Annotated in this window: 13 protein-coding genes; 7 read left to right on the top strand and 6 right to left on the bottom strand. The window is 45.2% G+C overall.

The window, feature by feature from the left end:
- Positions 1 to 25: 25 nt before the first annotated feature.
- Complete coding sequence (locus L1D21_RS11360; RefSeq protein ID WP_239845361.1) at positions 26 to 532, bottom strand: TAT leader-containing periplasmic protein; 507 nt, start codon at positions 530 to 532, stop codon at positions 26 to 28.
- A 136-nt stretch (positions 533 to 668) separates the two neighbouring features.
- On the opposite strand from L1D21_RS11360, the gene L1D21_RS11355 reads away from it, so the two are divergent.
- The 3 genes from L1D21_RS11355 (at position 669) to L1D21_RS11345 (ending at position 2,880) form a co-directional block, all read left to right on the top strand.
- On the top strand, positions 669 to 1,643 hold the full coding sequence (locus L1D21_RS11355) for a hydrolase (RefSeq protein ID WP_239845360.1): 975 nt from the start codon (positions 669 to 671) through the stop codon (positions 1,641 to 1,643).
- 3 nt (positions 1,644 to 1,646) lie between these two features.
- The gene (locus L1D21_RS11350) at positions 1,647 to 1,892 is read left to right on the top strand and encodes a YheU family protein (RefSeq protein WP_239845359.1); all 246 of its coding nucleotides are present in this window, start codon (positions 1,647 to 1,649) and stop codon (positions 1,890 to 1,892) included.
- A 100-nt stretch (positions 1,893 to 1,992) separates the two neighbouring features.
- Positions 1,993 to 2,880, top strand: coding sequence for a phosphoribulokinase (locus L1D21_RS11345; protein ID WP_239845358.1), 888 nt, complete (start codon positions 1,993 to 1,995; stop codon positions 2,878 to 2,880).
- 232 nt (positions 2,881 to 3,112) lie between these two features.
- Here the strand turns inward: L1D21_RS11345 and L1D21_RS11340 are convergent, their stop codons facing one another.
- Positions 3,113 to 3,892, bottom strand: coding sequence for a tetratricopeptide repeat protein (locus tag L1D21_RS11340; RefSeq protein WP_345773515.1), 780 nt, complete (start codon positions 3,890 to 3,892; stop codon positions 3,113 to 3,115).
- A gap of 420 nt (positions 3,893 to 4,312) precedes the next feature.
- Between L1D21_RS11340 and crp the strand changes: the two genes are divergently transcribed.
- The 4 genes from crp (at position 4,313) to L1D21_RS11320 (ending at position 7,492) form a co-directional block, all read left to right on the top strand.
- Positions 4,313 to 4,948 carry a cAMP-activated global transcriptional regulator CRP gene (gene crp / locus L1D21_RS11335; RefSeq protein ID WP_011864391.1) on the top strand — a complete coding sequence of 212 codons (636 nt, stop codon included), beginning with the start codon at positions 4,313 to 4,315 and terminating at the stop codon, positions 4,946 to 4,948.
- Between the two features lie 81 nt (positions 4,949 to 5,029).
- Positions 5,030 to 5,374, top strand: coding sequence for a hypothetical protein (locus tag L1D21_RS11330; RefSeq protein WP_239845357.1), 345 nt, complete (start codon positions 5,030 to 5,032; stop codon positions 5,372 to 5,374).
- 112 nt (positions 5,375 to 5,486) lie between these two features.
- Entirely contained in the window at positions 5,487 to 6,161 is a 675-nt protein-coding gene (locus tag L1D21_RS11325) for a response regulator transcription factor (RefSeq protein ID WP_239845356.1), read from the top strand.
- The gene (locus L1D21_RS11320) at positions 6,158 to 7,492 is read left to right on the top strand and encodes an ATP-binding protein (protein ID WP_239845355.1); all 1,335 of its coding nucleotides are present in this window, start codon (positions 6,158 to 6,160) and stop codon (positions 7,490 to 7,492) included. Before L1D21_RS11325 ends, L1D21_RS11320 begins: the two co-directional genes overlap by 4 nt.
- 310 nt (positions 7,493 to 7,802) lie before the next feature.
- Here L1D21_RS11320 and L1D21_RS11315 read toward each other — a convergent pair whose 3' ends face one another.
- From L1D21_RS11315 to L1D21_RS11300, 4 genes are all read right to left on the bottom strand, one after another.
- Positions 7,803 to 8,603 (bottom strand): DUF1338 domain-containing protein, encoded by an 801-nt coding sequence (locus tag L1D21_RS11315; protein WP_239845354.1) that lies wholly within the window; start codon positions 8,601 to 8,603, stop codon positions 7,803 to 7,805.
- 63 nt (positions 8,604 to 8,666) lie between these two features.
- Positions 8,667 to 10,127 carry a succinylglutamate-semialdehyde dehydrogenase gene (gene astD, locus L1D21_RS11310; RefSeq protein WP_239845353.1) on the bottom strand — a complete coding sequence of 487 codons (1,461 nt, stop codon included), beginning with the start codon at positions 10,125 to 10,127 and terminating at the stop codon, positions 8,667 to 8,669.
- Positions 10,128 to 10,136: 9 nt separating this feature from the next.
- The gene (astA, locus tag L1D21_RS11305; RefSeq protein ID WP_239845352.1) at positions 10,137 to 11,156 is read right to left on the bottom strand and encodes an arginine N-succinyltransferase; all 1,020 of its coding nucleotides are present in this window, start codon (positions 11,154 to 11,156) and stop codon (positions 10,137 to 10,139) included.
- A gap of 128 nt (positions 11,157 to 11,284) precedes the next feature.
- Positions 11,285 to 12,502, bottom strand: coding sequence for an aspartate aminotransferase family protein (locus L1D21_RS11300; RefSeq protein WP_239845351.1), 1,218 nt, complete (start codon positions 12,500 to 12,502; stop codon positions 11,285 to 11,287).
- Positions 12,503 to 12,818: the final 316 nt, after the last annotated feature.

The raw sequence follows: 12,818 nt of genomic DNA, 5'->3' as shown, positions 1-12,818 counted from the left end.
TTTCATCTGATGCTTGTCGAGTTGATCAGGTAAAGAGCTGAGGCTTTTCGTAATTAATCTGGCTCCAATGCTCTGGACAAGCGTAATAACTGGCGATAACCAATTCACGTAGTCCTTGATAAGCCAACACCATCATGTCCAAATAACTGCTCCGCCAGGTTTCTAACATCTCGGCCAGAGCTTGCGGCGAACGCAGCAGTAATGGCGTCATATTGCCGGTTAATAACAGCAAACCAAGGCGTGACTCCAATAGCTCAATTAACTGTCCTAATTCGTCACGGCTTTCTCTGGGTAACTCCTCGATCATATTGGTGATAGCATCTAAGGTGCGATTCTGTGCCGCCAACCTTAACGACTCCGTCTGAGGCAGCGCACCATCGAGTAACACAGGGATCAGCACACTGAACAGTAGACGGTTCTCCCTATCGAGGGATTTAATCACCCCGACATGGGGCGGATGATACAGGTTCACTCCCAGAGCCAAAGCACCGGTACCCGCAAGCGCCGTTAATAAAAAGGTGCGTCTTTTCATTGTGTTCCTTACATTGAGCCAACCAAGATTTGCGCCTACACTGAAATTAAAGCTTGCCTCTTCCGGCATCAACTTCTGTGTTACACTTGTCCTACATAATTAAACACACGTTTTAAAATGCAGCAATAGCAAATTTATGACTAAGCTCCAATTTTCACCACCATGGTGGGCGAGAAATCCCCATATTCAAACCATCTTACCCCTATTCACTAAGGTAAAAAAACCGCATTTAAAACGTCAACGACTCGAACTCGATGATGGTGATTTTATCGATCTCGATTGGTCAGGTATCCCTGTAGAAGGAGAACCTATTGTCGTTTTAGTCCACGGATTAGAAGGCAGTGCCAATTCCCATTATGCCAGACGACTACTGCAAATATTGGCAGCACAAAATATTTGTGCCCTGGTGCATCACCATCGCAGCTGCTCGGGTGTCACTAATCGACTAGCCCGTAGCTATCACAGCGGCGATACCCAAGATCTCCAATCCAGCTTATTGATGCTCCAAGCGCAATTTCCAAATTGCCCCATATATGCCGTTGGCTACAGTTTAGGCGGCAATGTGCTGGCCAAATATCTAGGCGAACAGCAGCATGCGAGTCTGATTAAAAGTGCAGTCGTAGTGTCAGCGCCCTTACAACTAGCGGCCTGCGCCACCCGACTCAAAAATGGCTTTTCAAAGGTGTATCAAAGCTATTTGATCAAGCAGCTACAACAGAAAGTCTATGACAAGCTCAACATCCCTGACTTGAGCCCACAGATGCCGCTGACACAGGCCGATGTCGCCAAGCTCACCACCTTTCACCTATTCGATGATAGAGTCACCGCGCCGCTTCATGGTTTCACAGGGGTCGACGACTATTATGCCCGTTCCAGCGGTTTACCCTATTTAAGCCAAATCACAACGCCGACGCTGGTGATCCACGCTAAGGACGATCCCTTTATGAACGATGAAGTGATCCCCAGCCAAAACCAATTAGCTCCGGCGGTGGTTTATGAACTACATAACCACGGCGGTCATGTCGGCTTTATTGATGGCGGCACGCCATTGAAACCCCAATTTTATTTAGAGAAACGCATCGTCCATTTCCTGTTCGAGCAAGGACAATAATTCATGTTAGTGCCCTATGAAGCATTACAGCAACTAGCCGCTGAAACCTTAAATAATTTGATTAAAGAGTATCTGCTGACACAGATGGAAGATGGCAGTTTTGCGACGCTCGATGACAAGGCCTTATCGAATGCAATAGCACAATGCCAGCGTGCCCTTGCTCGAGGTGAGTTATTGGTCGAATACAGTGAGGACGATGAATCTATTGCCATCAGGCACAAGGATAATACCTTAACCATTACACCTTAAACCAAAGTGGCAATTGACCTTTTATAGGTCTGTGCCGTATAACTACTGCTCCACCTTTGCTTTGCAAAGGTGCCTATTTTCAGCGTTTTTAGGTAAAAACATGTCAGCTAAGCACCCTATTATTGCCGTTACCGGCTCTTCTGGAGCAGGTACCACCACGACTACGACTGCCTTTAGTCATATTTTCCGTCAATTGGGAATTAACGCAGCCGTTATCGAGGGTGACAGCTTTCATCACTATACCCGTCCAGAGATGGAGCTGAAGATCCGTCAGGCGCAAAAAGACAATCGAAACATCAGCTATTTTGGGCCTGAAGCCAATGACTTTAAGAAGCTGGCACAGTGCTTTAGCGATTACAGCGCAACGGGACAGAGTGAGACTCGCTCTTACCTACATACTTTCGATGAAGCCGTGCCCTTCAATCAGATGCCCGGCACCTTTACCCAATGGCATCCACTGCCTGAAAATACCGACATGCTCTATTACGAAGGGCTTCATGGTGGTGTGGTTACCGACGACTGTGATGTAGCGCAGCATGTGGATCTGCTGATCGGCATGGTGCCCATCGTCAACTTAGAGTGGATTCAAAAAATTATTCGCGATACCTCAGATAGAGGCCACAGCCGCGAAAAAGTGATGGGATCAATCGTGCGCAGCATGGACGATTATATTAACCATATGACGCCGCAGTTTTCGCGCACACACATCAATTTTCAGCGAGTACCTACCGTCGATACCTCGAACCCGTTCAGCGCAAAAACCATTCCGAGTCTTGATGAAAGTTTTGTGGTGATCCGCTTTCGTGGTATTAAAAATGTCGACTTTCCCTACTATCTGAAGATGATTGATGGCTCGTTTATGTCACGTATCAACACCTTAGTGGTGCCTGGCGGCAAGATGTCATTGGCGATGGAATTAATTTTGACGCCACTGATCCGCGACTTATTGGAAAAGCGCCAACATTTGCTGGATTTAGATAGCGAATAAGAATCAGTTAAGTTTGATTTAAGTCAGTCAAGATAGACTTCTACACATCGGGATTTCAGGCGAAATACTGATAGTTAGTATACTCTTGGGAGTGAATTCCCCCATCTTGATCTGTTTACTTCCTCGAGTATGCTAGCGTCTCAACTCTCCCCCTCTTTGCAATGACATTCCCCCAATAACATCACGACAAATTCGGTCTTGATTGAGCCAGCTCGAACCACATAAATATGGGTTAATCAGTGAGTGAAACCACTTCTCGATAAGGTTGTTGCTGCTGATATTTTTGCAGACGACGTTCGAATTCATCAAAACGGTTCAGCTGCGACGAATGCTTTAATGCTTCAATCGCACGTTTTTGAGTATGAATTGCCGCTGTATAATCGCCAATTTCCGCATACGCTGCAGCAAGGTTATCTAGGTTAGTAGGATCTTGCTCGTTAGCTTCGACCAAGCCCTTACCTATTTCAATAGCGCGGTCACCATTACGGTATTCCGGCTCTGGACAGGTAGATAAAATCCACACTACGTTCCCCAGAGACACTTCATCACCAACACTCAAGAAGTGATCGACCGCTTTACCACAATTACGCTCAATGCCTTTACCACCAGCGGCATAAATAAAACCTAAACGGAATTCGGCCCACTTATCCCCTTCCACAGCTAATTGCTGATACCAGTGTTCGGCTAAACTCAGATCTTGGTCGATAATTTTGCCATCGAAAGCGAGATCCGCGATGGTCTTTGCCGCCTTAAGATGACCTTGCTCGGCAGCATTAAGCAGCCACATACGACCTTGCTGTAAATCGGGGTCAACAAATCGGCCCGACAAATACATCAAGCCTAATAAAAACTGCGCCTCAGCTTCACCTTCAGTTGCCCGAAGTTGAATATAAGCCAGCCTGCTGGCATTCACTGTTTGTTCCGTTTGTGGAATCGAAAAAGCCTGTACATTGTGGCTTATTGTCGCGGTCATGAATAAGCCTAATACCGCAACCCAAACGTTCAATCTCACTGGTGAATCTCCTCAACACTATCGCCCAAACGACTTAGGCAAAATTGCCTCAAAACGACTAACCGAACGAGACAATAGAGGCCTAACGGTAGCAATAATTGGCCAATCAAGTCGAGAAAAAACTACTAAAAGCCACTTTTATCAAGATACCAATGTGATCTAAGTAAGTGTTCGACCTATAAACAGATGTGATTTGTGCAACATAATCGGCTAAATAACAGAGGCTTTTAACAGTATTAGTTGACATAGATTGCTAATGTATCAAAATCAACCTTCATATTTTAAAGTGGCAGCATTAAAGTAGCGATTGCATTCTCCGTGCAGAATTTAGCCTTATTTTCAGGTTTTTTAGCTCAATTGACGTAATCTGCTTATTTAGGATACTCTTGTATTTACATTAATCAGTCGAGGAACATAGGCATGGCTCTGATTGGTAAGCCTAAACCGGATCCAACTTTAGAATGGTTTTTATCACACTGTCACATTCATAAATACCCAGCTAAAAGCACTTTGATCCATGCTGGTGAAGACTCTGATACCTTGTATTACATCGTTAAAGGTTCTGTTGCTGTATTGATTAAAGATGAAGAAGGCAAAGAGATGATTCTCTCTTACCTTAACCAAGGTGACTTTATCGGTGAGTTGGGTCTGTTTGAAGAACAGGCTGAACGTACTGCTTGGGTTCGCGCTAAGCAAGCTTGTGAGATTGCTGAAATTTCATATAAGAAGTTCAAGCAACTGATCCAAGTTAACCCTGAGATCTTGATGAAGCTTTCTTCGCAAATGGCTTATCGCCTACAAAGCACAAGCCAAAAGGTCGGTGACTTAGCTTTCCTAGATGTAGCAGGCCGTATTGCACAGACATTATTGCACTTAGCTAAGCAACCTGATGCGATGACTCACCCAGACGGTATGCAGATCAAGATCACACGCCAAGAAATTGGTCAAATTGTGGGTTGTTCTCGTGAAACCGTAGGTCGTATCTTAAAAATGCTTGAAGAACAAAATCTTATTCAAGCTCACGGTAAAACTATCGTAGTTTACGGCACTCGCTAAGCTAGCATTAAGTTAGAATTAATGGATGTTCGTTAAAGTGACCTGACATATTGTCAGGTCATTTTTTTTAGGACAGCTTTAGTGAAACCGATATACCTTGTTAGCGCCTTAACGCTCTCACTCATATCAGTCCCATTGAGCCAAGCGGCTGCCCTAATCGAACTTGAACATAACCAGGCTCAACAGCTGGTCAATGAAGGCAAGATCTTGTCTCTCGATCTCGCTCTCTCCAACCTAGAAGAATACTGCTCGGGTAAACTTCTCGATGCAAACCTGTACCAAAGCAATGGCGATTGGCTCTACTCATTACAGCTACGTAATCTTGCTGGCGACATCATTTCTTTCACCATGAACGCTACAACAGGTAAACCTAAATCACATTCTTCAATTCCTAAGGCCTGCCAGGTCGACAAATTAGCGCCCTAAACTACATCCACTTATAGAAAAAGTGTATTATTCTTTATTGGTTAAATTGTGGCTAATGTAGCCCATGCGCTACAAATGGCGATCATCTGAAACAAAACCTGAAAGGCTTACTATGAAATTGCTGCTCGTTGAAGACAACACGCTTTTAGTTGAAGAGCTTGGAAAACAGCTAAAACTAGCCGGCTATGTTACCGACATCACCGACAAGGCCAGCGAAGCAGACTATTTAATTAAAGAAACCAACTACGATTGCGTCATTCTTGATATTGGTCTTCCCGATGGCAACGGTTTAAGCCTGTTAGAAAAGTGGCGTAACAATGGTCTTAACACGCCAGTGATCATGCTGACAGCCCGTAGCCAATGGCATGAAAAAGTAGAAGGTTTCAATGCCGGCGCAGACGATTACCTAGGTAAGCCGTTTCATACTCAAGAGTTATTGGCTCGTATTCACGCCTTAATCAATCGTGCCCATGGCAAAGCCAGCACGCCAACCAAGGAACTCAGTTTCGAAGGCGTTACCTTAGATGAAGGACAGCAAAGCGTCATGGTGGGCGAGCAGCAATTTGAGCTTACTGCGATGGAATTTCGTCTACTGAAAATTTTCCTTATGTCACCGAAGAAGCTGTTATCCAAGGCGCAATTAACCGACAAGCTTTATCAATTCGATGATGAGAAGGAGAGTAACGTCGTCGAAGTGTATGTGACGCACCTACGTAAAAAATTAGGTAAAACCGCCATCGAAACCCGTCGTGGCCAAGGCTATATATTCCACGGCATAATCGAATGATATCGATCCGCACTAAGCTAAGCCTTTGGCTATCAGGCTTAGTGATCATCACCACATTTGTCGCCATTATGATTTTCGAGTCGATGCTAAGGCAGGCATTTCACGACTCGATTATTGCTCGCTTAGAGGAAGATCTACAGCAGGTGGTACTGGCGGTAAACTTTGATGATGGCGAGATCAATATCGACTCATCACAACTATCAGGTTTCTACAAGCCTGTTTACTCCGGCCGCTATTATCAGCTTAACGTTAATGATCTTGAGCTGCGCTCGCGCTCATTGTGGGATCAAAGGCTAACCATAGAGCCTCTCACCAAAGGTGAAAGCCGCTCATGGCAAGCCAAAGGGCCACAAAATCACGATATTCAATTACTCTCCATCGGACTGAGTAACGCCGATACCAATATCAAAACCACCCTAACGGTTGCCCAAGATCTCAGTATTGGTCGCCAAGTTTTCACCCAAGTCTATGGCACCAAGTTAGGGGTTAACCTCGCCATGCTGCTGGCGATGATCTGCGGTATTTATATCGTATTAAGGCAATCATTGAAGCCGATAAATGAGATGCAGCAATCGCTAGTGAAACTTCGAGAAGGCGAAATAACCGCTTTAGATATTAAACACATTCCACCAGAACTTGCCCCATTGGCAACCACTTACAACGATCTGTTGCAATATACGAGTAAGCAGATGGAACGCAGTCGTAATAATTTGGGGAATTTAAGCCATGGCCTGAAAACCCCACTCGCGGTGATGCAGCAACAAGTAGAAGCTTTAGGACTTAAAGATCCCGATGCGGCCATAGCACTGCAAAAGCAACTGGATCAAGTGCATAAGATGATCGAACGTAAACTCGCTGCCGCGCGGATCACTGGAGATATGTTACCAGCAGCACAGATGCAGCTGCCAAAAGATCTATTGGATCTATCACAGACCTTGGATAAGGTACATCAAGCCAAGCAGATCAAGTGTGAGTTTGAGATTCCTGAGACTATTGCTCGCCTACCAATTCATCGTGAAGATGGCATGGAGTTGATTGGAAACTTACTCGATAATGCCTATAAATGGGCCAGTTCACGGGTTTATGTCAGCGCCACAAACAACAAGGGACAGCTCAATTTAATCATTGAAGATGATGGTCCTGGAGTAGCAACCGAACAACTAACCCAGCTGACTAATCGCGGCAAGCGTCTTGATGAAGCCACCATGGGACATGGTTTAGGCTTATCGATAGTGAAAGATATTGCCGAGCAATATGAGATGAGTTTGAGCTTCGAACACAGCGAAAAATTAGGCGGCCTCAAAGTCCAGCTAGGATTTGTCGAAGCCTAGCAATATTGCTCCTGACATTCATTACATCATAAAAAAGCCAGCTTAATGCTGGCTTTTAACTACACCTTCTTCAACATTAGTTAACCTGAGCTCTGGATAAGCAGAGCCGCTGAATAGGCATCTTTGCGTGCCTCTCTGCGTTGCTTTGCCTAACCATAGCTCGCTATGGTGTACGACAAAGCGCCTTGATATGCTCAAAAATCTGCGCATTCAGTTAGAAAATAGACTTTCCTTTTCGAACTAATCCTTTATAGCATTGAATCAGCTTGTTAAATTTAGATTTTCCGACACTCGTTATCCCGAGTTCAGGTTAGTTAGCGTTATTGGTGCTCTCGAAAATCTTATCCGCAGAAGCCGCCACAAAGCCGGTATAAAGCTCACCGTCCGCTTTAGGGTAACGTAGAGCAAATTCATAAAAACAGCTAGGAATACGCTGTACGCTGTCTTTAAACTGCACATCTAACTTATCAGCCATGGTCGAAGATTGTTCAAGCAAGACTTCAGGTGAACCTTTTACTTCACCACCGGCAGTGTTTAAGGTAAATCCGGCCAGCTTGAGCTTGTCGTTGACCTGTTCGATAGTCTCAAAACCCGGTAGATGATTAATCGACACCGTAAAGTGATTTGCCCGATAACCAAAAGCAGCCACCCATGCGGCATATTCGCTTTCGGCTAACAATGCTTGATACGTTGCGCTATCTAATTGCCAATGACGTCCCGAATAGAGGAAGTTATCTGCAGTGGTCGCTGCCTCATCAATCTGCTCTACCAAGTCTTTAATGCTGGCTTGTAACTGTGGGCTAAATTCTTCCACTAACAGCTCAGAAATAAAGACCTTGGGTTGAGTGTTATCTGGATGCTCATAATGTTTAGCCTTCAACTTTTTCGCTTCGAAATTATAATCGCCACAGGCGACATATCCCAAAGATTCAAAATGCTTAGCCAATACGCTGAGATTCACTTTATCAATGTTAAAGGTACGCAAAGCGATATGATCATTAATGATGCTATCACCTTGAGCCAACAGTTGATGAATTTTGGCAGCAGATGGAGTCATCTCCACATAGTCCTGCCATAGGGCGTCAAATAACGCATTTATATCTGTGTGCATCGATTCAATCCTCAATGACTTAAATATTACCCTAGCAAAAAAGCTAGGGGTTAATATCAGCGATTAAACGCTTAAACCTGGGCTTAGATTCGCTGGCAAACTAACTGCATCGGCTTCAACTGAGGCGACTGGATAAGCACAATAATCGGCAGCATAAAACGCACTGGCTCTATGGTTGCCTGAAGCGCCGACACCACCAAATGGTGCCGCACCAGAAGCTCCTGTGATCTGCTTATTCCAGTTAACAATACCGGCACGAATACGCGCTAAGAAGTAATCATAATCTTCTCGACTATCAGCCAAAATACCCGCTGATAAACCGTAACGCGTGTTGTTGGCTAACTTGATTGCCTCGTCAAAATCACTGTAACGAACCACTTGCAGTAGCGGGCCGAAATATTCTTCGTCAGGTAACTCGATAACATCGGTCACATCGATTAAGCCCGGAGACACCAGACCGGTGCCAGCTTCAAGATGCGTCAATTCCACCAACACATTTGCGCCTAAATTGACCAAATTTCGCTGTGCTTCGAGCATGCCTTTCGCCGCCGTTTCAGAGATCATTGAACCCATAAAAGGTTGAGGCTGTGCGTTCCAAGGACCAACTTTTATCTGCTTAACCGCAGCAACGAGCTGAGCTAACAGAGCATCTCCCTCGGCACCTTGTTCGACATAGAGTCGACGTGCACAAGTACAACGCTGTCCAGAAGAAATATACGCCGACTGGATAATGTCATGCACGGCAGCCTTTGTATCTTTTACGCCTTTGATAATGAGAGGATTGTTACCGCCCATCTCCAGCGCCAAGATCTTACCTGGATGTCCGGCATATTGCTGATGCAATATATGGCCAGTACGGGAACTGCCAGTAAAGAACAAACCATCAATCTGGGGATGAGATGCTAAGGCTTTACCGGTTTCCACTTCACCTTGAACTAAGTTAATCACACCCGCTGGTAATCCCGCTTGCTGCCACAGTCTGAGCATCAACTCAGCGGTTTTTGGCGTCAGCTCGGACGGCTTAAACACCACAGTGTTACCCGCTAATAATGCCGGTACGATATGCCCATTGGGTAGATGTCCAGGGAAATTATAAGGACCAAATACAGCCACCACGCCATGGGGCTTATGGCGCAATACCGCACGGCCTGCAGGAGTGTCGCTTTCTGTCGTGCCAGTACGCTTTTGATATGCACTAACTGAAAGTCCGATTTTACCTATCATAGCGCCCGCTTCGGTAGCGGTTTCCCACTGTGGCTTACCGGTTTCTTGAGCTATGGTTTCAGCAATTTCGGCTTTATTGGCATCGAGCTGATCACGATAGGCTTCCACTATGGCTAAACGTGCCTCGAACCCCAGCATAAACCAATCAAATTGTGTGCTACGCGCCGCATCAACCGCTTGGTTAACTTGTTCTGGAGTAGCGGTTTTGCTCTGCCAGATAATCTCGTTGTTCGCAGGGTTTTTCGATGCCACATCGTGACCTAGACCGGCAACCCATTGGCCGTTGATATATTGACTCATAATAATTCCCTACATTGCTAAAACACGGATCTGCTCACCTTGCTCAACCTTTAAGGCCAGTGCCAACTCAGAGGAGATAATCACCTCATCGTCATCATCACTGACCAATAGGTTAGCTGAAGTGGCGCGATACTCCGCCAGCAGCGTGTTTGAAATAATAAAGCTGGTTTTAGACGCTGGCATGTCACCAATTTTGATCGTAAGCAGTCTGCTTTCTCGTACACCACGAATGTCAGATAAATTACATTCGACCGTTGGGCCGCCATCGAAAATATCCACATAACCTCGACATCTAAAACCTTCGGCTTGTAGCAGATTAAGCGCAGGACGAGTATTGGTATGTACTTCGCCAATGACCTTTTGCGCCTCTTCAGGCAACAAACAGACATACACCGCATTCTTGGGCATCATCTCGGCCATAAAGGCTTTTTGACCCAAACCTGATAGATAATCGGCCTGAACAAAGTCAATTCCTAAGAAGTGCTTCTGCAACCAACCATAAAAGGGCGAACAGCCTTGAGTATCACTTTCACCGCGCATCTCGGCAATCACCACATCACCAAAACGTTCTGCATGCTGAGCTAAAAACAGAAAACGACTGCGTGATAACATGCGGCCATTATTATTTTTACGATAAGACGAGCGTAAAAACAGCGTGCAAAGCTCGGCTGAACCTGTGTAGTCATGACATAAGGTCAAGGTTTCTACTTCGTTACGAACACCTATCTGTTCTGAGTAATAAACCTCAGTACCGAGGCGATAATGATAGAAGGCGTCGACCATGCCCACGGCCGCCTCTAACCCACAAGTTCCAACCACTTCGCCACTATCGGTATCTTCAAGCACCATCAAATAACCTTCATCGAAAGGCTTTTCAATCTGCTTAACGAACGAAGCTTCTACACGGGCAATTTTACTGCGCAGCAACTCTTCATTGACGGGTAAAGAGGTAAATCCATGACCTGACTCCACAGCGATTTGATATAAGGCTTCATAATCGCTGGAGCGGATAGGACGGATAATTAACATCTCTGCTCTCCTCAGTTTTACTCGTAATCAATGCCATACACCTCAAACCTATGGCTTAGGGCATTGAAGCATGAGTATCTTTTACTGATAAAAAAGCGCGAATATCAAATTCGCGCTTAATCAGCCTCTTAGCCTGCAACTACTTTTGCAACGGCACGTTCGAAGCGAGCAAGACCTTCAGCGATATCAGCTTCAGGGATAACGAGGGATGGAGCAAAACGAACCACATTAGCACCAGCGACTAGGGTCATTAACCCTTCTTCAATAGCGGCAACTAAGAAATCTTTAGCGCGACCTTGATACTGATCATTTAATACCGCACCAATAAGCAAACCTTGACCACGAACCTGCTCAAAAACATGATATTTTTCATTAATCTGGTTTAAGCCATCGCGGAATAATTGCTCACGATGCTTAACACCGTTCAAGACTTCAGGGGTATTAACAACATCCAATACCGCATTACCGATAGCACAGGCTAATGGGTTACCACCGTAAGTTGAACCATGAGTGCCGACTTTAAGATGTGAAGCCACTTCGTCAGTCGTCAACATAGCCGCAATAGGGAAACCACCACCAAGGGCTTTAGCCGTGGTTAAGATATCGGGAACCACATCACCACGCATATAAGCATAAAGCTCACCTAAACGACCGACACCGGTTTGTACTTCATCGAAGATAACCAACGCGTTATGCTTGTCAGCAAGGGCACGAACGGCTTTTAAGAACTCGACATCCGCATCGATAATGCCGCCTTCACCCTGTAATGGCTCTAACATGATCGCACAGGTTTTATCAGAAACTTGTGCTTCTAATGCAGCGATATCATTGTATGGCAGATGAGTGATGCTCTGTGGCTTAGGACCAAAACCATCAGAATAAGCGGCTTGACCACCTACGCTCACGGTAAAGAAGGTACGGCCGTGGAAAGCTTTATCGAAGGCGATGATCTGATCTTTCTCTGCACCAAATTTTTCCAGCGCATAACGACGCGCCAGCTTCAAAGCCGCTTCGTTCGCTTCGGCGCCAGAGTTAGCAAAATAAACTTTGTCTGCAAAAGTCGCATCAACAAGCTTAGTCGCCAAGGCTAAAGCAGGTTCGTTAGTCATCACGTTAGACAGATGCCAAAGCTTTTCACCCTGCTCTTTTAATGCAGCAACTAAAGCGGGATGACAATGACCTAGACAGTTAACCGCAATACCACCAGCAAAATCGACATACTCTTTACCTTGTTGATCCCAGACTCTGCTGCCTTGGCCTCGAACAGGGATAACCGCAGATGGTGCATAGTTAGGCACCATGACTTGATCAAATTGCTCTCGGGTTAACTCGTTGTTCACGCTCATTCCTCTCATCCTTTCAATGTTGACAGATGGCTCGAAAGCCCATCATCCCGTCTTTTATGTTACCTATGACCCATAGCCATGACGGTTATTTAGTTAGCTTAAAAGTCATTAATAGCGAAAATGTGATCAAAATACCAGTTTGTTACACTCAACTTGTTAAGTGTTAGCGAGTTTACTGCATAAAGATTTGAGCTTAAGAGTTATACAAGCGTTTACCGTGGGGGTATTCGACATATTTAGTCATAAAAAAGTTTATTAGCGCCCATTTTCACTAAAAATGCAGCAATAATGAATACCTAGACGAACTAACAAGCTC

Origin of the sequence: Shewanella sp. Isolate11 (genome assembly GCF_022398315.1) — a bacterium.
Lineage (GTDB): Bacteria > Pseudomonadota > Gammaproteobacteria > Enterobacterales > Shewanellaceae > Shewanella.
This window is presented reverse-complemented; position numbering and strand designations above follow the sequence as displayed.